Origin of the sequence: Rhodococcus sp. PML026, from assembly GCF_000963615.1 — a bacterium.
Classification (GTDB): Bacteria; Actinomycetota; Actinomycetes; order Mycobacteriales; family Mycobacteriaceae; genus Rhodococcoides; species Rhodococcoides fascians.
Genome location: NZ_KQ031373.1, coordinates 58433 through 80362 on the forward strand (window position 1 = coordinate 58433; position 21930 = coordinate 80362).

A 21930-nucleotide genomic window follows, 5' to 3' on the forward strand; every position below is an offset into this window, starting at 1 on the left:
GCAAACAGAACGTGAGATAACCAACGGCGCTGCTTTCCTCAGCACCACAAGAGTCATCTGCCAACGAACGAGAAGGACACCCGGTTGCCTGTGCACCAAGAGAACGATCTGCCGGGTTCGAGCACGGATATCGCACCTGCTCCGGCCGCGTTTCTCCGCTCGCCCCTTGCCCCGCCGGCCCGCACACTGATCGACGTACTGCAGGAGACCGCCGATCGCTTCCCGGATGCACCCGCGATCGACGACGGGACGGTGTCGGTCAGCTACGCCGAACTGCTGGACGACATCGCCGAGGGTGCCCAGTGGCTCGCCGACGCCGGTGTCCGGCGCGGTGACCGCGTCGGCATCAGGATGCCGTCGGGGTCCTTCTCGCTCTATGTCGCGATTCTGTCGATCCTCGACGTCGGGGCTGCGTACGTACCCGTCGATGCCGACGATCCGGAAGAGCGCGCCGAACTGGTCTTCGGTGAGGCGCAGGTGACGGCCATCGTCACTGCGGGCGGAATCGCTGCCGGCACCGCGCCGAAACAGAATGCGCCCGAACTGGGTGCCGGTACTCCGGTGCCCGAGCTGCCCACACCCGAGGACGACGCGTGGGTGATCTTCACCTCGGGTTCGACCGGAACCCCCAAAGGTGTTGCAGTCAGCCACCGTAACGCCGCGGCATTCGTCGACGCCGAGGCCCGGATGTTCCTGCAGAAGGATCCGCTGGGACCAGGCGACCGAGTGCTCGCCGGCCTGTCGGTCGCGTTCGACGCCTCCTGCGAGGAGATGTGGCTGGCGTGGCGGCACGGCGCCTGCCTGGTGCCCGCCCCGCGCTCCCTGGTGCGATCCGGCTTCGACCTCGGTCCGTGGCTCGTCTCCCGAGACATCAGCGTCGTCTCGACGGTGCCTACGCTGGCGTCACTGTGGCCCGCCGTGGCACTGGAAGCGGTGCGGCTGTTGATCTTCGGCGGCGAAGCATGCCCACCCGAGCTGGCCGAGCGGCTGGCCGTCGAAGGCCGGGAAGTCTGGAACACCTACGGCCCCACCGAGGCGACGGTTGTCGCGTGCGCGTCCATCATGGACGGTAAAGGTCCGGTCCGCATCGGATTACCGCTGGACGGTTGGGATCTGGCGGTCGTCGACGCCTCGGGCACTCCGGTGGCGGTCGGCGAAGTGGGCGAGCTCGTCATCGGCGGCGTCGGCCTCGCCCGGTATCTCGATCCGGCCAAGGACGCCGAGAAGTACGCACCCATGCCCTCTCTCGGGTGGGACCGGGCGTATCGCAGCGGCGATCTGGTGAAGCTCGAGCTCGAAGGACTGCTGTTCCAGGGCCGCGCCGACGACCAGGTCAAGCTCGGCGGGCGACGCATCGAGCTGGGCGAGATAGACAATGCGCTGCAAGCACTTCCGGGCGTCGGCGGCGCGGCCGCGGCAGTCCGCAAGACCGCTGCGGGCAACTCGGTTCTGGTGGGATATCTCGCCAGTACCAATCCCGACTTCGACCTGGAGGCCGCGCGCGCCTTGTTGGCCGAGCAGTTGCCGTCGGCGCTCGTACCGCGGCTCGCGCTGGTCGACGAGATGCCCACACGTACCTCGGGCAAGGTCGACCGCAATGCGCTCCCGTGGCCGCTGCCCGGCATGGCGGGCGCGTCGGCGCTCGGAGGTACCGCGGGGTGGGTGGCCGAGTTGTGGACCAACATCCTCGGCGCTCAGGTCAACGACGAGAACGCCGACTTCTTCGCCAACGGTGGCGGATCACTGTCGGCCGCTCAGCTGGTGACGGCACTGCGCGAGCGGTTCCCCGAGATCACCGTCGCGCAGCTCTACGATCACCCGCGGTTGGGTTCTCTGGCACAGTATCTGGACGACCTGAAGCCTGTCGTGGAGGCAATCCCCCGCGACGTGGCACCGACGTCCCGCACCGCGCAGTGGGCGCAGATTCTGGCGACCGTGCCGTTGACGACGCTGACCGGGTTGCAGTGGGTCACCTGGCTCGGCCTGCTGTTCAACGTCATGGCCTGGTTCGACGACGTGCCGTGGGCTCCGACGTTGTCGTGGTGGTGGATTCTTCTCGCGTTCGTCCTGTTCATCACCCCGGTCGGGCGCATGGCCATCTCGGTGATCGGCTCGCGAATACTGCTGGCGGGGTTGAAACCCGGCGCATATCGACGCGGCGGCAGCATGCACATAAGGCTTTGGGCGGCAACGAGATTGACCGATGCCAGTGGCGCGTCCAACCTGTCGGGCGCACCGTGGATGGTCTATTACGCGCGCGCTCTCGGCTCGAAGATCGGCAAGGGCGTCGACCTGCACACCCTGCCGCCCGTCACCGGCATGCTCGAACTCGGCGACGGCTGCTCCATCGAACCCGAGGTCGACCTGTCCGGTCATTGGATCGACGGCGACCTCGTCTACATCGGCGGCATCGAGATCGGAGCGGGTGCCACTGTCGGCGCACGCTCCACGCTGCTGCCCGGCACCAAGGTCGGCAAGAACGCGGTCGTGACGGCCGGCTCCGCCGTCGTCGGACGAGTCAAGGCCGGCCAGATGTGGTCCGGCTCGCCCGCGCAGAAAGTGGGCAAGGCCGATCATCCGTGGCCGGCGGAGACCCCGCCGCGCGCCACCAAGTGGGTTTTCGCCTACGGCGTCGCGTCGCTGTTCCTCTCCGGCATGGCCCTGTTCTCCATCGGCGTCAGCCTGGTGCTGATGGGCTGGTGGATTCACACCGCGGACTCCGTGCTGGGGGCCTTCGAGCGCGGCTTGGTGATGCTGCCCGTCGCCACTCTGGTGTCGCTGGCGGTGTTCGCGCTGATCACCCTCGTCGCGGTCCGGTTGCTCGGCATCGGTCTCGTCGGCGGCTACCACCCCGTGCGCAGCCGCATCGGCTGGCAGGTGTGGGCCACCGAACGGTTGATGGATTCGGCGCGCACCTTCCTGTTCCCGCTCTACGCGTCGCTGCTGACACCGCATTGGCTCCGGTTGCTGGGCGCGAAGATCGGCAAGGACGTCGAGGCGTCGACAGTGCTGATGATTCCCAAGTTCACCACGGTCGCCGACGGCGCGTTCCTCGCCGACGACACCATGGTCGCGAGCTACGAACTCGGCGGCGGCTGGATGCACCTGGGCGACGCCAAGGTGGGCAAGCGGGCGTTCCTCGGAAACTCCGGCATGACGGGACCGGGGCGGACCGTCCCGAAGAACGGTCTCGTTGCGGTGCTGTCGGCAACACCGGACAAGGCGAAGTCGGGCTCGTCGTGGCTCGGTAGTCCACCGGTCCGGTTACGCCGCGCGGCAGGCAGTGCCGACTCGTCGCGGACGTTCGACCCGCCTCGCAAGTTGAAGATCGCCCGTTCACTCGTCGAGACGTGCCGGCTGATTCCCGTCGTCGTGACGTTCGGCATCGGCCTCGGTGTGCTGTTCGGACTGACCGCGATTGCCGACTCGATCGGCTACTGGCTCGCTGCCGCGCTCAGCGGTGTCGTGTTGCTAGTCGCCGGCTTCGTGGCTGCAGCGGTGTCGGCGGCCGCGAAGTGGCTGTGGGTGGGCCGGATCGGCAAGACCGACCATCCGCTGTGGAGTTCGTTCGTCTGGCGCAACGAGGTGGCCGACACGTTCGTCGAGACCGTCGCCGCACCGTGGTTCGCGCGCGCTGCCGAGGGCACCGCGGTGCTCAACATGTGGCTGCGGTGGCTCGGGGCGGACATCGGTCGAGGTGTGTGGTGCGAGACGTACTGGCTCCCGGAGGCAGACCTCGTGACGTTGGCCGACGGTGCGACGGTGAACCGAGGGTGCGTTGTGCAGACGCACCTGTTCCATGATCGGATCATGTCCATGGACACCGTCGATCTCGGCCGAGGCGCAACCCTGGGACCGCACTGTGTCGCTTTGCCTGCATCGGGTATAGGTGATGGTGCGACGGTGGGGCCTGCCTCTCTGGTGATGCGCGGCGATACGGTTCCCGCGCATACTCGTTGGCAGGGCAATCCGATCGCGCCGTGGGCCAAGGGTGATCCCTTTCCGCGGATTCGCGACGACCGAAACGAGGGGTGATCTTCAATGCCGGACAGGCTCGTGGCACCGGTGTTCGACGTCGACTCCAGTGACAATCCGATCGATACGTATCTTCCGCAGAACGGCAATCGCGGCTACCGCGTCTCGCGCTACGAACTCGACCTCGAGTACAAGGTCGAGAGCAACCGATTGACGGGCAAGGCGAAGATCACCGCGGTCACCACGGCGACGGTGTCGAAATTCGCGTTGGATCTCGGCCCGGCGATGAACGTGTCGAAGGTGTCGGTCAACGGGTCACGTTCGGTGAAGTTCAGCCACCAGCGGGGCAAGCTGAAGATCACTCCCGCCAAGCCCATTGCGTCCGGAGCGGCACTGGTGGTCACGGTGGCGTACGGCGGAACACCCAAGCCCATCAACGGTTTCTGGGGTGAGGTCGGCTGGGAGGAGCTCACCGAGGGATCGATCGTCGCGAGTCAGCCGAACGGTGCCGCATCGTGGTTTCCGTGTGACGACCACCCGGTGTCCAAGGCCAGCTACGGCATCACCATCACCACCGACTCGCCGTACTACGCGGTGGCCAACGGCACGTTGGTACGCAAGCAGACTCGGGCCAGCCGGACCACGTGGGTGTACGAGCAGCCCGAGCCGATGGCGAGTTATCTCGCGACCATTCAGATCGGGCCGTACGAGCATCGCGTCGTGAGCCCGGGGCCGGTGCCGATGAACGCGATCACGCCCCCGCGGCTACGAGCGCAGTTCGATCACGACTTCGGCCGTCAACCGCAGATGATGGATACCTTCGTACGGCTCTACGGCCCTTACCCTTTCGCGTCGTACACCGTGGTGGTGACCGACGACGATCTCGAAATCCCGGTCGAGGCGCAGGGCCTGTCCATCTTCGGTGCCAACCACTGTTCGGGTTCCCGGTACTACGAGCGTCTGGTTGCACACGAATTGGCGCACCAGTGGTTCGGCAATTCCCTGACCCTCGGCAAGTGGGCAGACATCTGGCTGCACGAAGGATTCGCCTGCTACTCGGAATGGATCTGGGCCGAGAACTCCGGCGGCGCAACGGCTCACGACAAGGCCAAGCGAGCTCACACCATTCAGCGAGGGCTCGCGATGGATCTGCAGCTCACCGATCCCGGGCCCGCCCGCATCTTCGACGACCGCGTCTACAAGCGCGGCGCGCTGGCCTTGCACGCACTGCGACGCACCATCGGCGACGAACGATTCTTCGGCCTGATCCAGGAATGGACCTCCAAATACCGCTACTCCACCGTGGCGACCGCCGACTTCACCGACCTCGCCTCTCGCTTCGGTTGCCCCCGAACCCTCTGGGACGCATGGCTTGTGGATACGCAATTGCCGTCGTTGCCGTAGGTCCGGCGGGCAATCGGCTCCCCGGTTTCGGAAATGTGCCTCCGATCAGAGGCATATTTCCGAGTCTGGGGAGCCGATTGTCGTCAGCGATACGCGAGCGAGACCGCGAGGCCTGCCACGGCGTAGCCGTACAGCGCGACCGTCGCCGATGCCTGTCGCCAGAATCCTTGCGGGAACGTTGCCGCCCATCGTCCCTTGCCGTCCAGTTGCAGATCGCAGGGGAAGTCGCTGATGACCATCGCTGAAGCCGGTTGTTTCGAGTGCGCGAGCACCACACCGGTGGTGAACGGCAGTCCCCGAACGAACAGGTGCCCGCGCACATCCCCCGCTCGATAGCGCACCGTGGATTCCGTCAACGGTCCTGTGTACCGACGCCGTTGGACGTTCCACCCGGTGGCGTGTGCGAGTCGGAGGTTGCGATCGCCGCGTAGTGCCGTGTCCACGGTCTCGACGTGTGCGATCACTCCCCAGCGCAGCATCGACACCCACGAGGCGACCCGTCGGTAGCGAAACACCAGAGCCCCGACCACAACGATCGCGAACATGTACGGCACCAGCGCGGGATACCTCGACCAGCATGCGGCAGGCACGATCACCGCGACGAGAAACCAGTACGCTTCGTGTCGATTCCAAACCGTGACACCAACGATCAAAGCTGTCGGGGGCACCCGATACGGCGGGACCGTGCGCGAGGACTGCACCATGATGGCGCTGATCCTAGCCTCCCTCGTGCGCGTTGTGCGTCCCTCCAGGTACGCACAACGCGCACGACCCTAGGGCAGGTGAGCGGACGTCTTCGATCGCACCACCAGGCCACACAGTGCCGCCATCACCGCGCCGAATCCGAAGATGATGGGATACGTGACCACCCCTGGCCAGGTCTCGGTCAGCGCCGACAGCACAGCGGGCACCGCAAAGCCGAGATACGTCAGCGAATAGAACACAGCGGTGAGGCCGGCGAGATCGTCGGGGCCCGCAATGCGTTGCACCTCTTGCAGACCCGAGACGAGTGCCATGCCGTACCCGCACCCGAGCACCGCTGCTGCGATCAATGCCGCGGCGATGGTGAGCACCGACGCCGCCCACGCCGCAACAGCCATGCCGACCACCAACAGAGACAGCGCAACCAAAGCGCCGCGGGCATTGGCGGGTGTGTCGATCCGACGCCCGACAGCCTGGATCGCGAATCCGGAACCGAGGGCGATCACCGCCATCGCCGCGGACAGGGCGACGGGGTAACCGCCACCGGGCTCGTCGGCCAACGCGTCGGCCATCAGAGACGGCAGCACCGCATAGGCGACGCTGGCCGCACCGAAAACCCATGGGGCCAAGGGCAACACGACGAACAGGAAGCGTCGATGCGACGCCGACGGAATTCTGAGATCATCGAAAAGACTTTTCCGCCCCGATGAGGCTGCGGCGCTGCGTGTTTCCGGGACCGACAGCATGCCGACGAACGCGGCGATGCAGATCAGCACGTGCACGCTGTACGCGAGGTGCGTCGGCCAGGGTGCCCACTGCGCCAGCACACCGGCGACGCCGGCTCCCAGGGCGAAGCCCGCCGTCAACGACATCGCGGCGCGGCGCGCTCCGGCACCGGGCTTGGCGGTGGCGTCGTGACCGGAGAGTTCTTTGACCCAGCTACCGCCGACGGCCATACCGATTCCGAGCGCGATGCCGCTGAGCACCCGCCCGCCGAAGAGCATGTAGGCGTTGTCGGGTCCGAGGGCGATCAGAATGGACCCGGCCGCGGCAATTGCAGGCGCGGGCAACATGATCGGGCGTCGGCCGAGTCGATCGGACAACGGACCACAGATCAGCATCGCCGGAATGATGCCCAGAACGTATGCGAACAGGAACGTGTCGACCACCACGGCAGAGAAGCCGTGGTCGAGTCGATACATCACCAAAAGCGGTGTGAATTCGTTGCCGCCCCAGGCGACGGCGAACATGCCGACGGCAACCAACAGCCAGCGTCTGGCCGTCGTCTGTCGGACGTCGTCGTCGATCATGGCCTCGGTCATCGTGTTCCCCCTCTGTCTGTGCGCAAGCCGTGCACCCTGAGCATGTGTTGTTCGACGGCTCGCTCGAATTCGTCTGCGTCCCCGGCTTCGATCAGGTCGGCGAGTCTGCGATGGTCGTCGACGATGCGGGAGATCTGACCCGGATCACGGGTCAGGGATGCCGCGGTCATCCGCCGCTGTCGCTCGCGAAGTCCGTCGTAGAACGCGTCGAGCAACGGGTTGTTGCCGGCGCGGACGACGGTCCGATGGAAATCTGCGTCGGCGGCACTGAACTCCGCTGCGGTGCCGTCGACTGCGAGCTTGTCCTGGATTCGCAGGTTGTCGCGTAGCGCCTCGACCACTCGTGCGCGGGCATCCGCATCGCCGACGAAGGCGCGAACACTGCCGGCCTCGACCAATCGCCTCGCGTCGACGACGCTCTCCGCCTCACCCACCGCGATGGGGACGACCAGCGCCCCGCGCTTGGGATAAAGGCGCATCCATCCCTCGACCTGGAGGCGAAGGAACGCCTCGCGGACCGGTGTGCGGCTGATCTCGAGCCGCGTCGCGATCTCCCCTTCACTGACGAGCTCACCACCGGGAAGTTCCCCCGAAATGACGAGCTCCTTGACAGTCAGGTACGCCGTATCGGCTGCGGATCTCGTCTCGGACACAACATAGATACTAGATGCGCCTCAGCAGTCCACCCAACTCGACCTATCCCGACGGTCCACTCAACGTGACATTGACCGTCGAAAAGGCCACCACATGTCACATTGACTCCCCGAGGGGAGTCGCGAGGGAGACAGCGGTCAGGGCACCCAGTGTCTGGCGGCGATGTCGTCGATCACCGGGTCTCCGTCGGGGGCTGCGTCCAGTGCTTCGAGGTCGTCGCGCAGTGCGTTCAGGCGGGGGTCGTCGCCCTCTGCCTGCTCGGCGGCCGTGCCTCCGTCGTCGGCGATCTGGGCGAGCAGCTTCGCCCGCACCCGATCTCGCAGTGAGTCGCTCATTCGTCGTCACCCTTCTTGAAGACGCGTCGGGCCGTGGGGATGAGCGCAATGAGCACGCCCAGCAACACGATGATCGAGAAGATTTGCAGCAGCACAGCAGCCTCCTAGGGATGTCAGGTCGGGGCGAGGGCGGAGCCCAACGCAGTGTTGCGCACCACGGTGAACAAGACCAATAGGGCAACCCCGACGACGACGGTCGGGCGATTGGGACGAGGCAGCGTCAGTGGCGTCTGCGTCCATCGTGCTCGCAGCCACGCGGCCCAGACACCGATCGCGACGACACCGAGCACCACCGCCACGACGTTGCTCGACGCGGCAGCCGCGATGTCTCCGCGAGTGAGGTCGCCGAAAGCCCTGGTCGCACCGCATCCTGGGCACCACAGTCCGGTGAGGGCGTGGAACGGGCACGGCAGGTACGTCGAGGTTCGGGGATCGCGGACGTGCAGCAGCACAGCACCGCCGACTGCGGCCAGGCCGACGCCGAGAGGTGCGGCGATGCAGCGCGTCCGGGTTGCCATGACTAGCAGTCCATCACGGTTCGACGATGATCGTCGCGGTCATGTCGGGGTGCGGGGTGCAGTGGTAGGTGTAGGTGCCCGCGGTGTCGAAGGTATGGGTGAACTGCCCCGACTGCATCAGTTCGCTGCGGAACGACTTGTCGTCGGCGACGACGTTGTGTGCCATCGCGCGGTCGGCGAACACCCACGTCACGGTCTCGCCCGCAGTGATCGTCAGAGACTGCGGTGTGAACATCCGGTCGGCGACGGTCACCTGGTTCTCGGCAGCGGGCTCGGCGGGTGCGGCCGGGGTGGTCGAGGTGGAGCAGGCAGTCGCGGCCAATGTGATCGACAGTGCCGCGAGCAATCCGAGTGCCTTCATGACGTCGACGGTACCGAAGCGGCTCGCTCTCTCCGATCCAGCAGGTAGGTCGCCGTCAGCGCGATCGAGCGGTCCTCATCCTGAGTCAGCTCGCGCAGAGCCTGCGCCGCCGCCGGACCCGGAATGCTGGCCAGCGCCTGGGTCACCCGTAGTCGTGCCGCGACCTCTTTCGGGCCGTCCATGAGGTCCGCGACCGTAGAGTCTTCGTAGCCGAGCTCACCGAGCACGTCCGCCGCGTCCACATCGTTCGTACCCTCGTGGACCATCTCGATCAGCACCGCAATCGCGTCGACGATTCCTCGGGCACCCAGTTCCAGCGCCGCGAGCCGGCGTACCTGACCGTCCTCGTGGCCCAGCGCCTCCCGCAGCACCTCGGTGGCGTCGGGATGCGGAATCTCGACGACGGTATCGACGGCGCGGCGACGCACCTCGGGATCCGGTGAGTCGAGGCCCTCCCGCAGCGCCGCGACGGCGTCGCTCCCGGTCTGCGCGAGTGCCCATCGCAGCGCGCCGGCGACGTTGGTGGCGGGCTCGCGCAGCACCGCCTCGGCCAGAGCCTCGGCCGGGATGGGGCGATCTCCGACGGACGCCAACGCCGCCGACTGCCGCTTCCCCGCGCTCACCGAGTCCAGGTCTCCGAGCATTCCGATGACACCGAGTACGTCCTCCCAATCTTCCGGTCGGGCGTTCCCGATGCGGCGCAACCGCGTCAGCAGCTCGGTATCTCGCGCGATGCGCTCTTCGGCTCGGGTAGCCAGCTCGTCGACGAGTCCCGTCGCCGCGAAACTCGGATCGTCCAGCGCGCGTCCGACGTCGTGCAGGGACAACCCGAGCGATCGCAGGGATTCGACGTGGAACAGGCGACGCACGTCGTCCGGGGAGTATTCGCGGTAGCCGGTGCTACTCCGCGAGGTCGGCTGCACGAGCCCGAGCCGGTCGTAGTGCCGAAGCATGCGCGCGCTGACCCCGGACCGCCGCGCCACCTCACCGATCAACATCTGCCTATTTCACCCCGTCGGGTCGGCTGCGCCAAGTGCATCGACGCGCTGGGCCTCGAACAGTGCAAATCCGCTGTCGGGGTCTCGGAGCAGCGACTCCGTCGCCAACGCGTGCGCGCGAACAGCAGCATCCTTGCTCGACGCGGCTTCGCGCACCATCGGCTCGATCACCGACCCGAGTACCACCAGTGCGCGGCTGAGGCTGCGCTGCATTTCCCGCCCGCCTCGCCCCAGCTGAGTGGACAGCGTCGTCGCCAACCACTGCTCGCTGCCGCCGGGGACCAGGACGACCGCCGCCCGCCACGCGCTTCGGGCCACCTCGTCGTCGGAGTCGGAGATGAGCGGCTCGGTGATCACCGGCCAGGCCGCCATGTCCTTGACCTTCGACAAAGTGTGCAACGCCTGGCTACGAGCCTGCGCGCCGCCGGTGCGCACTTCGTGCATCAGCCTGGGCACCGTCGATGCAGCGGGGAGACGAATCAGCGCCCACGTCAACATCTCTCGCACCTGAAAATCCGGTTCGACGGCGCAACGCTCGAGCAGCGCGTCAAGGAGTTCTGGTTTCTTCGATATTCCGATGTCGAGCGCAGCCCGAAGCCGCACGGAAGAGTTCTGGTGCCGAAGTGAGTCGATCATGGCCGTCAGCCAAGACCTTGTCACCGTGTGAAGGTCAAGCCCGGGTCATGACGTCCGCGAGCGTCCGATTCATGATGTTCAGCGCCCGCACCGCGACCCGCACCGGGCCGGGCGAGTTCGCGCTGGTGAGCAACACGTTCAACACCGTTGTGTCGGTGACCTTCTCGGGCTGGTCCACCCGCTTGCCTGCGATCGCGGCCTCCACGTGCCGGGCGGTCTCACGCACCAGCGCCGCAGCGTCGCGCAGGGCCTGGGCAGTATCGGCCGAGGGTGCCGAGTCCGGTTCGGCACGCGACGCCAGCACTCCGGCTCGCGCGAGTGCGTGGGCGGATCGGCCGCTGACGGTCAGCACCCGCAGTAATCGCTTCGCCCCTCGCCGGCTGCGGGTCGTCGGCCCGAGCACGAGCGGCTTCCCCGCCGTCACGACCTCCTTCAGCGCATTGTCGAGCGTGCGCGTCGACGCCACCAGGTCGGTGGCATTTCCTGGAGTGATCACCGATTCGACGCTGGTGTCGATCAGGGCGTCCAGTTGATCGAGATACGTATCGACTTTGTCCACCAATGCCTTTCGCGTCCCGGTCGAGAAGATGAAGTAGGCGGACGCAATACCGACGGCTCCGCCGACTGCAGTCTCGATGATCCGTAGTTCCAGAACCTCGATGCTGAACGTGCCGAGCAGCCCGTAGAGCATCGCGAGCAGGATGGTGACGAAGAACGACAGCAGCGCATACGCGACGGTCACCAGGTAGAACGCGAAGAACACACAGACGACGATGAGCACCAGCTGAACGGATTGGTGATTGCCGACGAGTGCCGCGATCACCACTCCCGCAAGCACTCCCGCCATTGTGCCGAGGATGCGTTGGCCGGCTCTGGTCAGAATCTCGCCGCGCGTCGACGCCCCGGTGAACACCAGGAACGCCGTCAGCACGGCCCAGTACCAGCGGTCCGGTGAGACCAACTCCCCCAATACCGTTGCCGCACTGGTGGCGACGGCAACCTGAATTGCCGCCTTCGTGCTGGGATTCAGGCCTGCAGGCTCGTCCTTGTCCGACGGCTCGACAGCAGCCGGTCGAGGGCTCGACGTGACAGCCACCGCATTGGTGGTGATGTGATGAATGGCGATGTGTGCCTGCACCGCTCGTTGCGCGGATACCGTCGCGATACCGGCGGGGGTCGACGGGTCGGCGCGCTCGGCCGCCGTGGCGGCCAACCGTCGGGCGGCCTTGAGTTGCTCGGCGGACGGGGCGTTCTGCAAGCACGATCCCAGTGCGGTAGTCGCTTGCCCCAGTGCGGTCGGCCACGGCTTGGCCGGATCGAGAGCCCACAGTGAGCTGACGAGTTGTTCGGTGGCGATCTGGGCGTCGAACACACGCAGCGACAGATCGGTACTCGTCACGCTGAGCAGTTGTCCCGCGTCGTGACGGTCGAGCCAGTCGTCGATCATCAGGGCGGTGTTTCCGAGCCGATCGAGCCTGCGCCGCAACAGTTCCAGATCACGGTCCTCACGCGCCGATGCCGCCGCGAGCACCGATTCCGATACCGCTCGCATGGCGTAGAGCAGCCGCCGCACCTCCACGATCGGCCGGTCCGGAAAGACCACCGCCCGTACGAACAGAGCGATGAGCACTCCGCCGACGATCGCCGCGATCAGCATCGGCACTTGCCCCGGGGTCGCCTGAAGGAACAACGCGAAGAAGTACGAGATGAACGCGACCATGCCGAGCGCGGTGCCACGGGGTCCGAATCTGCGCACCCATACGGCCGCGAACAACACCGCGATGAATCCGACGTCGGCCACCGCGCCGAGCCGCGAGAGCAGCGCCGCGACCGTCACTGCCGCCGAGGCGGGCAGCACCATCAGGGCGGTGGTGACGAGCCTGCTGTGCTGGTCTTTGTCCTTGACCGACGCCGACGCCTGCATCGCCACCACGGTGCCGAGCATCGCCACGGTCACCGGCTGGCCGATGGCGCGAGTAGCGAGCAGCAGGACCACCATCGCGAGCAACACCGTCAGCGTCGTCGCCGAGGCACCGCGCAGCCGTAACTGCCCGGGATCCGACGCGTCGAGGATGCGGGCGAGGCGGTTCATTCCCCGATTCTGCGCTACGGCTCAGCCCCGTGCGGCCCGGATTGCGGGGGCCGACGAATGCGGTAGCAGCCTGTTCATGTCCGCCGGCGTGATCACGTCGACCGTCGCCGACTCGTCCAGCCGGTAGGGCTGGGTGGAGATGATGCCGGCGAGGTGCTTGCGCAGGCGCGACATCTCGGCCCGCACGGTGATCGCGCGGCCGTCGTCGCCGAAGAGGTCGGCAGCCATCTGCGACGCGGTGCGTCCCTGCCGGTGGATGGCCAGCAGGTACAGAATCTCGGCGTGCCGGGGCGTCGGCTCGTGGGTCCACTCCCCCACCTCGCTGCGCACCTCGATACGAGGCTTCTGCGAATCGCGCAGGTCGATGCGAATCGTCGTCGTGTTACCGGACTCCGCGACGAACGAGTCCGCCGAGTCGCCAGGAGTGGAGCCGGCGGAACGACCATGAGAAGTGGGTCGCACCAGCCATCCACCGGGCAGGGGTTCGAAGTCGCACACCCCGAGGCTCGGCAGCCAGAAGCGTCCCGTCGCGAGGTCCTCGGGCAGCAGGATGCGATTGCGCAGTGCCACTGATTCGACGGCCGCGACCCACCCGTTCGCGTCGACGGCCAGCGCCGGGGACTGCAGGCGCGCCAGCATCGGTGCGGCCACCGAACGCAGTCGATCCAGGGTGGTTCGGTGAATCTCGCGCAGCTGCGATTCCGCCAACCTCGCCACGGCGTCCACCAGGGCGATGGTGGTGGGGTGCACCGTCTTGGCCGGCCCGCTGACGTCGATGGCGCCGAGCACCTGGCCGGTACGCGGATCACGAATGGGCGCTCCGGCGCAGGTCCACGAATGATGGCTGCGCACATAGTGTTCGGCCGAGAAGATCTGCACAGCGCGGCGTGAGACCAATGCTGTCCCGATGGCATTGGTGCCCACCGAATCCTCGGCCCAGTTGGCCCCTTCGACGAACCCGAGACCGTCGGCGCGGTCGAGCACCGACGTCGATCCGCTGCGCCACAGCACTCGACCGTTCCGATCGGCGACGACGAGAATGTTGTCGCCGTCCTGCACCACCGATTCCAGGCCACGGGCGAGGTCGTCCAGAATGTCGAACAACCCCGATTCCCGTCGACTGAACTCGAGATCGGACGCGTCCATCTGTCTCTCGGCAGGATTGCCCAGTTCCGGGTCGATACCGAGGGTCTGCAACCGCCGCCAGGAATCACCGATGACCTCGCGGGGACGCGCGGGAGACTTCCCGCCGGTCATGGTCGCGTCGTACACCGCAGTGAGAATCTGCGCGTAGCGGCGCGGGTCTTCGCCGGCCGCCAGCGCAGGTTCAGGGCCTGTCGACTGCGTCATCGCTGTCAATTGTGCTCCAGCTCACAAAGCGGATTCATGCGGGGTCACCGGTAGACCAAACCACCATCGATCAACGGTGCCTGTCCGGTCATGTAATCCGAGTCGGGTCCGGCGAGATACGAGACGAACGCGGCGACGTCCTCGGGAGTCTGCGCCCGACCGAGAGCGATACCGCCGACGAACTTGTCGTAGGTCTCCCCCTCGGCGGCACCGGTCAGCTCGGCGAAGCGCTTGTCGATGGTCACCCACATGTCGGTGCCGACTACGCCGGGGCAGTACGCGTTGACGGTGATGCCGTCCGAGGCGTACTCCTTGGCCGCAGCCTGGGTCAATGCCCGGACTGCGAATTTCGTTGCGCTGTAGACCCCGAGCATCGCGAACCCGTCGTGGCCTGCGATCGAGGAAGCGTTGATGATCTTGCCCTTCTGGCCGAGCGCCTTGAATGTGGCTGCCGCAGCTTGAATTCCCCACAGCACCCCGTCGACGTTGACGGCCCAGATCTTCTTCGTGTCTTCCGGGCGGACGTCGTCGAGCGGCGCAACCTGTGCGATTCCGGCATTGTTGACGATGACGTCGAAGCCGCCGAGCGCTTGATGGGTATGTTCGACGGCCGCGAACACTTGATCGCGATCACTGACGTCGGCGACGAATGTCGTTGCCTTCGAGCCTGTTCGACGCACCTCGTCGGCCACGCCGGCGATCTTGTCCTCGGCCAGGTCGACCAACGCGATGTCGTGCCCGTCGTTGGCCAACCGCAACGCGATCGCCCGTCCGATGCCCTGACCGGCCCCTGTCACCAGCACCGCGCTCATGCGGGTACACCCGTCGAGGGGTCGACCAGAACTTTCATCTTGGTGCCTGCGTGCAGCGCCTCGAATCCGTCGTCGATGACGCCGTCGAGCGTGATCTTGTCCACCCAGCCCGTCGTGTCGTAGTGGCCCTGGCTCATCAGATCGATGACGGCCTCGTAGTCGGCGGAGGTGTAGCAGAGCGATCCCTGGATGCGGGATTCGTTCATGACGAGCTTCTGCAGCGGTGTGGTGAGCGGCTTTTCGTAAATTGCGACGCTGACGAGCGGTTTGCGAGCACCGATGCAGCCCAGCGCGGTCTCGACGGCCGGTTGCACACCGGCCGCGTCGTAAATGGCGTCGGCCCCGTTGCCGTCGGTGAGATCGGCGATGAACGCGGGGACATCGACTGCCGTCGGGTCGAGGGTCTTGGCACCGAGCGCTTCGATCGAGGCGCGACGCGTCGGCGACGGTTCGACGACGTAGACGTTGTCGAGTCCCTTACCGCGCAACGCGAACCACAGGCCGATACCGATGGGGCCGGCACCGAACACCATCGCGGTGTCCTCGGGTTTCGGATCGCCCAGTGTCGCAGCGTGATAGGCAACCGACATCGGTTCGACGAGGGCACCGAGTTCGAGAGAGACGTTGTCGGGTAGGGCGTGAATCATGTCCGTGGGGACCACGGTGTATTCGGCCATTCCGCCGTCGGACATCAGTCCGTGGAAGCCGATCTGCGCGCAGATGTTGTAGTTTCCTGCCCGGCAGGGTCCGCAGTGTCCACAGCGGTAGAGCGGTTCGATGGCCACGCGATCGCCGACCGAGATGCCGGTGACACCCGTGCCGAGCTCGGTGACCGTGCCCGAGAACTCGTGTCCGAGCACCAGGGGCATCTCCTGGCCGGTCAGCGGATGCGGCGAGGTGGGGATGAAGATGGGGCCTGCGTAGTACTCGTGCAGGTCGGTTCCGCAGATTCCGTTGAACCCGACCTTGACCTTGACCTGCCCCGCACCGGGATTCGGCTCGGGTACGTCGGTGATCTCCACCTTGTTCGGGCCGTAATACACAGCTGCACGCATCGGTTCTCACTCCTGACTGAATTGGATGCACACAGGTTTATGTGACGACGACCACTTCCGACAGGGTTGCAGTGCGTTGCATCGAATCGGTCGCACTGCAACCTCCCGCAACCCTGACGGGTGGGCTGTGATTCAGCTCATAGTGACGGCGACCCTGTCGACCCACCGAGAAGAGACCCCCATGACCGCAACCGCAGACCGACCCCTCGACGAGCCGAAAATGGCGTCAGCACAGGGCAACTGGCTCATATTCGGACTGGCCAACCTCGCCGTGGTCACGGCCGTGTCGCTGGCGACCTGGTATCTGTTGGCCGATCCCACCACCAGTCCCTGGAACTTCTATCCGCTGCCGTTCAACGCCGCGCTGTTCTGGGCCATTCTCTTCATCGTGTTCATCGGATTCGATTGTGAATTCGCCGGATTCGACTCTCTGAAGCAACCGATGCGCGGGCTCGCGATCCTGACTTCGACGGCGGTGTTCGCCGTTGCCGTCACCTGGATCCTCGGCAGCGGCCTCGGGGCGTTGTACCCGGACTTCGCCGGTTCTCGCGAGGGCGGGCTCGGCTACTTCGCCGGAGCGCTGTTCGTGCTGTTCGGATTCGGCACCTGGGTCATGGTGGTCCTCAACTGGCAGCACTGGCCGTGGACCGTGCTGCGCATGAAGCAACCGCTGATCGGGCTGTGCGAGATCGCATTCGTCGCCGTCCCGACCCTCGCGTTGTACTTCGTGTTCGGACTGCCGTCGGTCTCGCTCTCGGCCGCCGATCCCCTGATGTCCGTGGACACCGCACTCGGCTGGTTCTACTCGATCGTCGTCTCGGTGATCCTGACCGGCCAGACCCTCGACAACTGGCCCTGGAAATTGGCCGGCGGCGGCGGACGGACCGCACTGGCGGCCACCGTCGGCAACGCTGCGCTCGGCACGGCGATCTACTTCCTGATGGTTCCGCTCGCGAAGCTACTCGTCGGCTCGGAAGCCACCGCAGAACTCGGAACGGTGATCAACCAGTTCCCGGCACAGATCGGAGTCTGCTGGGCATTCTGGATGATCTTTTGGGCGAACGGCTTCGGCAATCGCTTCCCGGCGGCGGGACGCGCAGTACTGACTTTCGCGCTGGCCATCGGCACGTTCCTGGCCTACTACTACGTTCTTGCCGAGCACGTGCTCCACGAACCCGTCGTCGCGGCCGGCATCTCCGGCAACGCACTGGGCTTCGTCGACTGGCTGGTGCTGTGGACGTTGATCTACGTCGTCGGATTCCAGTCGTTGGGGTTGAAGAAGCTGTCACCGGCATGAGCCGCTGCAACGCATTGCAACTCTCGACCCGGCTATCCGAAGAGAGTGTGCTGGGTCACATACACGGCACCTCTTCATCGCAAGGAGTTTTCATGACCCAGACCATCGAGCCCGACTCGATCACCCGCACGCACACCCCGCAGGAACGGGTCGACGCCTGGTTGTCGCAGTTCGAGGACGCCCTGGTCGCCCGGGACATTCCTCGTGTTGCCGGCATGTTCGCCGTCAGCAGCTTCTGGCGCGATCTCGTCACGTTCACCTGGAACCTCAAGACGGTCGAGGGCCGGGACGGCGTCGCCGACATGCTGGGCGAGAGGCTCGCCGATACCGACCCGACGGGATTTCACACCACCGAGACCCCCGACGAAGCAGACGGCGTCGTCTCGGCGTGGATCGCATTCGAGACGGCGACGAGCCGCGGCAAGGGACATCTGCGTTTGACGACGGACGCCGAGACCGGTGACGACGTGGCGTGGACGCTGCTGACGACGATGCAGGAGCTCAAGGGATACGAGGAGCGGCAGGGCAAGTCCCGTATCAAGGGTGCCGTGCACGGCTCGAATGCCGATACCCAGAACTGGGCCGAGAAGAAGGAGATGGAGGAGAAGGAGCTCGGCTACAGCGTGCAGCCGTACGTCCTCGTCGTCGGCGGCGGGCAGGGCGGCATCGCTCTCGGTGCTCGGTTCCGTCAACTCGGCGTCCCGGCGATCGTCGTCGACCGTGCCGAGCGCCCCGGAGATCAGTGGCGTGGCCGATACAAGTCACTGTGCCTGCACGACCCGGTCTGGTACGACCATCTGCCCTACCTGCCGTTCCCGCCGAACTGGCCGGTGTTCGCGCCGAAGGACAAGATCGGCGACTGGCTCGAGATGTACACCAAGGTCATGGAGGTTCCGTACTGGAGCAAGACGACCGCGAAGTCCGCGACCTACGACGAGACCGCGAAGGAGTGGACCGTCGTCGTCGACCGCGACGGCGAGGAAGTGATCCTGCGGCCCAAGCAGTTGGTGATGGCCACCGGGATGTCGGGCAAGAAGAACGTACCGAACTTCCCCGGCATGGACGAGTTCGAGGGCGAGCAGCACCATTCCAGCGAACACCCCGGTCCCGACGCCTATGTCGGCAAGCGCGTGGTGGTCGTCGGTTCCAACAACTCGGCGCACGACATCTGCAAGGCGCTGTACGAGACGGGCGTCGACGTCACGATGCTGCAGCGCTCGTCCACGCACATCGTCAAGTCGGACTCGTTGTGCGAGATCGCTCTCGGCGATCTGTACTCCGAGCGCGCGGTGGAGTCCGGAATGACCACGGCCAAAGCCGATCTCACGTTCGCGTCGCTGCCGTACCGGATCATGCACGAGTTCCAGATCCCGGTGTATCAGCAGATCGCGGAGCAGGACAAGGATTTCTACGATCGCCTCGAGAAGGCGGGCTTCCAGCACGACTTCGGTGACGACGGTTCCGGCCTGTTCATGAAGTACCTGCGCCGCGGCTCGGGCTACTACATCGACGTCGGCGCGTCCGAGCTCGTCGCGGACGGCAAGATCAAACTGGTTGCCGGGCAGGTGGAGCGGATCAGCAAGACCGGCGTCGTACTCGAGGACGGAACCGAACTGCCGGCGGACCTCATCGTCTACGCCACCGGCTACGGCTCGATGAACGGCTGGGTCGCCGATCTCATCGACCAGGAGACCGCCGACAAGGTGGGCAAGTGCTGGGGCCTGGGCTCGGACACCACCAAGGATCCCGGTCCGTGGGAGGGCGAACAGCGGAACATGTGGAAGCCAACGCAGCAGGAGAACTTCTGGTTCCACGGCGGCAATCTGCATCAGTCACGCCACTATTCGCTGTACTTGGCGCTGCAGATCAAGGCGCGTTACGAGGGTATCGACACCCCGGTCTACGGGCTGCAGGAGGTGCATCACCTTCGGTGACGGTCGTGCGCGGAAACTCGTAGTGGGCTACGAGTTTCCGCGCACATGGCTGCCTAGTCGTACACGCCGGTCCCCTGCGCCTTGGCGATCAACGCATCCTCGGAGCGCACCTGATCGAGGTTGACCACGCGGGTGGACAGCACCGTCGAGTACAGCCAATCGGTGGCCACACGCACCCGGGCGGAGGCGGTGGGCAGGGCATAAAGGTGATAACCGCGGGCGACGAACTTCGCGACGGCTCCGGTGAGGGGCACGCCCAACGGCTTTGCCACACCGTCGAATCCGCCCAGGTCGGCGACCAGTCCCAGATCCTTGTGTCGGTACGGTCGAGCAGTGCCGACACCGAGGGACGCGGCGACGTTCTTGGCCACCGCTGTGCCCTGCCGCTGAGCGTGCTGCGCGGTGGGCGGCGTCGGCTTCGACGGGTCGGCGGCGATATCGGGCACCGCGGCCGCGTCACCAATGGCCCAGACGTCGTCCACGCCGGGGACCGTGAGGTCGGGGTTGACCACAAGCCGCCCCTTTTCGGTCGGCAGGTCGAGTTGCGCGATGAGGGGGCTCGCAGCCACGCCCGCTCCCCACACCAGGGTGCGTGTCGGTACGACGTCGCCGTCCGTGAGCGTCACTGCGTTCGCCGTCGCCGACTCCACCGACACCCCGAGACGCACCTCGACGCCGCGCGCCGCGAGGACTTCCATTGCTTCCTTGCCGAGTCGCTCGCCCAGTTCCGGCAGCACCGCAGGCGCGAGGTCGATGAGCAACCACCGGATGTCCGACGGGTCGACCGTCGCCCACCGGGTAGCGATACCGCGAATCCAATTCTGCATCTGCGCAACGAATTCGGTGCCCGTATAGCCGGCTCCCACAGCGACGACGGTGAGCCGTTCCTTGCGTTCGGCGCGGCCCTCCGGCGTGTCGGGCAGTTCGTCGGCTGCATCCAACTGCTTCAACACGTGGTTGCGAATGAACACCGCTTCGCTCAGGGTCTTGAGTCCGTGTGCGTGCTCGGCGACACCGGGGATGTCGAACTGCCTCGTCACCGAACCCGGGGCCAGAATCAGCTTGTCCCAGGCCAGTTCCGAATCACCGTCGGGGCCGGCGACACGAACGCGTCGATTCTCGAAGTCGACGGACGTGACGTGCCCCAGCACCAACCTGGTGCGCCGCAACGTCTGCCGCGTCGACACCGCGATGTCTCTGGGGTCCAGCACACCGGTGGCGACTTCGGGCAGCAGCGGGCTGTAGAGCAGGTAGTCGTTGGGCGCGACCAGGGTGAACGAGGCGCGGTCCGGGCCCAACAGCTTCTGCATCTTGCGCAGTGCGTAGAAGCCGCCGAACCCGCCGCCGACCACCACCACCCGGGCTGGGGATGCAGGAGCCGGGGCGGTGCTGCGATTACGGAGTGGTGAGCGCATGGTCCACATTAACGCCGAGTACCGCAGCTCCGCCCCGTCAAACGTGGACCGGGCGACGAATTTCTAGACCAACCGGGCTTCCGGGGAGCCGGTCTTGCCCGCATCACGCTCGACCGAATCGCCGAGGGCTTCGTCGATCTTGGCGAGTACATCCGCGTCCAGGGTGACCTCGGACGCCTTGATGTTCTCGGCGATCTGCTCAGGACGCGATGCCCCGACCAGCGCGGCGGAAATGTTGTCGTTGGCCAGAACCCAAGCAACAGCCAACTGCGCCATGGTGATTCCGAGATCGTCGGCGATCGGCTCGAGTGCCTGCACCCGGGTGAGCGTCTGATCGTCGAGGTAGCGCGCAATCATCTTGTCGCCGCCCTTGTCGTCCTTGGCGCGCGAGCCGTCGGGCAGCGGTTGTCCGGGTAGGTACTTGCCGGTGAGCACTCCCTGAGCGATGGGTGACCAGACGATCTGGGAGATGCCCAGTTCCTTGGACGTCGGGATCACCTGATCCTCGATGACGCGCCACAGGGCCGAGTACTGCGGCTGGTTCGAGATGATCGAGAACCCGTTCTGCCGTGCCAGTTCCTGGCCGGCGCGGAGCTGATCGGCCGTCCATTCCGAGACTCCGATGTAGAGGGCCTTGCCCTGACGGACGACGTCGCCGAACGCGGCGATGGTCTCTTCGAGCGGGGTCTCGACGTCGTAGCGGTGGGCCTGGTAAAGATCGACGTAATCGGTACCGAGGCGACGCAGCGAGGCATCGATGCCTTCGAAGATGTGTTTGCGGGACAGACCGGTGTCGTTGGGGCCCTTGGGTCCGACGGGGAAGTAGACCTTGGTGAAGATCTCCAGCGATTCGCGGCGCTCGCCCTTCAATGCGTCACCGAGGACCGTTTCCGCAGCCCCGTTGGCGTAGACATCGGCGGTATCGAATGTGGTGATGCCTGCATCGAGAGCCGCACGCACGCACTGGGTCGCGATGTCGTTCTCCACCTGCGAACCATGGGTCAACCAATTGCCGTAGGTGATCTCCGAAATCTTCAGTCCACTGTTTCCGAGGTATCTGTAAGCCATGT

General features: G+C 65.9%; 18 protein-coding genes. 4 read left to right on the plus strand and 14 right to left on the minus strand.

Features of this window, described 5'->3' with window-relative positions:
• The first annotated feature begins 90 nt into the window (after window positions 1-90).
• Entirely contained in the window at window positions 91-4035 is a 3945-nt protein-coding gene (locus VF34_RS10860; protein WP_230595233.1) for a Pls/PosA family non-ribosomal peptide synthetase, read from the plus strand.
• Between the two features lie 6 nt (window positions 4036-4041).
• On the plus strand, window positions 4042-5379 hold the full coding sequence (locus tag VF34_RS10865; RefSeq protein ID WP_032373852.1) for a M1 family metallopeptidase: 1338 nt from the start codon (window positions 4042-4044) through the stop codon (window positions 5377-5379).
• Window positions 5380-5462: 83 nt separating this feature from the next.
• Here the strand turns inward: VF34_RS10865 and VF34_RS10870 are convergent, their stop codons facing one another.
• From VF34_RS10870 to VF34_RS10925, 12 genes are all read right to left on the minus strand, one after another.
• Entirely contained in the window at window positions 5463-5924 is a 462-nt protein-coding gene (locus tag VF34_RS10870; RefSeq protein ID WP_197077458.1) for a hypothetical protein, read from the minus strand.
• A gap of 228 nt (window positions 5925-6152) precedes the next feature.
• Complete coding sequence (locus tag VF34_RS10875) at window positions 6153-7403, minus strand: MFS transporter (protein WP_045841410.1); 1251 nt, start codon at window positions 7401-7403, stop codon at window positions 6153-6155.
• The gene (locus VF34_RS10880) at window positions 7400-8056 is read right to left on the minus strand and encodes a GntR family transcriptional regulator (protein WP_032369373.1); all 657 of its coding nucleotides are present in this window, start codon (window positions 8054-8056) and stop codon (window positions 7400-7402) included. Before VF34_RS10880 ends, VF34_RS10875 begins: the two co-directional genes overlap by 4 nt.
• Before the next feature lie 138 nt (window positions 8057-8194).
• Entirely contained in the window at window positions 8195-8392 is a 198-nt protein-coding gene (locus VF34_RS10885; RefSeq protein WP_027494394.1) for a hypothetical protein, read from the minus strand.
• A gap of 113 nt (window positions 8393-8505) precedes the next feature.
• Entirely contained in the window at window positions 8506-8910 is a 405-nt protein-coding gene (locus VF34_RS10890) for a DUF2752 domain-containing protein (protein ID WP_045841411.1), read from the minus strand.
• A gap of 13 nt (window positions 8911-8923) precedes the next feature.
• Window positions 8924-9271, minus strand: a complete 348-nt coding sequence (locus tag VF34_RS10895; RefSeq protein ID WP_032369371.1) for a cupredoxin domain-containing protein — start codon at window positions 9269-9271, stop codon at window positions 8924-8926.
• Window positions 9268-10269, minus strand: coding sequence for a HEAT repeat domain-containing protein (locus VF34_RS10900; RefSeq protein ID WP_045841412.1), 1002 nt, complete (start codon window positions 10267-10269; stop codon window positions 9268-9270). The genes VF34_RS10895 and VF34_RS10900 overlap by 4 nt, the downstream gene beginning before the upstream one ends.
• 9 nt (window positions 10270-10278) lie before the next feature.
• Window positions 10279-10905 (minus strand): HEAT repeat domain-containing protein, encoded by a 627-nt coding sequence (locus VF34_RS10905; RefSeq protein WP_045841413.1) that lies wholly within the window; start codon window positions 10903-10905, stop codon window positions 10279-10281.
• Window positions 10906-10939: 34 nt separating this feature from the next.
• Window positions 10940-12997: an FUSC family protein gene (locus VF34_RS10910; protein ID WP_045841414.1), complete on the minus strand. Its 2058-nt coding sequence runs from the start codon at window positions 12995-12997 to the stop codon at window positions 10940-10942.
• 21 nt (window positions 12998-13018) lie between these two features.
• Window positions 13019-14347 (minus strand): GAF domain-containing protein, encoded by a 1329-nt coding sequence (locus tag VF34_RS10915; RefSeq protein WP_032364496.1) that lies wholly within the window; start codon window positions 14345-14347, stop codon window positions 13019-13021.
• Window positions 14348-14391: 44 nt separating this feature from the next.
• Window positions 14392-15159: an acetoin reductase gene (locus VF34_RS10920; protein ID WP_045841415.1), complete on the minus strand. Its 768-nt coding sequence runs from the start codon at window positions 15157-15159 to the stop codon at window positions 14392-14394.
• Window positions 15156-16214, minus strand: a complete 1059-nt coding sequence (locus tag VF34_RS10925) for a 2,3-butanediol dehydrogenase (RefSeq protein ID WP_027494401.1) — start codon at window positions 16212-16214, stop codon at window positions 15156-15158. The genes VF34_RS10920 and VF34_RS10925 overlap by 4 nt, the downstream gene beginning before the upstream one ends.
• Window positions 16215-16395: 181 nt before the next feature.
• Between VF34_RS10925 and VF34_RS10930 the strand changes: the two genes are divergently transcribed.
• Window positions 16396-17511 carry a hypothetical protein gene (locus tag VF34_RS10930; RefSeq protein WP_156158517.1) on the plus strand — a complete coding sequence of 372 codons (1116 nt, stop codon included), beginning with the start codon at window positions 16396-16398 and terminating at the stop codon, window positions 17509-17511.
• A 92-nt stretch (window positions 17512-17603) separates the two neighbouring features.
• Window positions 17604-19445, plus strand: coding sequence for a flavin-containing monooxygenase (locus tag VF34_RS10935; protein WP_032373841.1), 1842 nt, complete (start codon window positions 17604-17606; stop codon window positions 19443-19445).
• 53 nt (window positions 19446-19498) lie between these two features.
• On the opposite strand, the gene VF34_RS10940 is transcribed toward VF34_RS10935, so the two are convergent.
• Both VF34_RS10940 and VF34_RS10945 read right to left on the minus strand, forming a co-directional pair.
• Entirely contained in the window at window positions 19499-20860 is a 1362-nt protein-coding gene (locus VF34_RS10940; RefSeq protein ID WP_045841641.1) for an NAD(P)/FAD-dependent oxidoreductase, read from the minus strand.
• Window positions 20861-20923: 63 nt separating this feature from the next.
• The gene (locus VF34_RS10945; protein ID WP_032382164.1) at window positions 20924-21928 is read right to left on the minus strand and encodes an aldo/keto reductase family protein; all 1005 of its coding nucleotides are present in this window, start codon (window positions 21926-21928) and stop codon (window positions 20924-20926) included.
• Window positions 21929-21930: the final 2 nt, after the last annotated feature.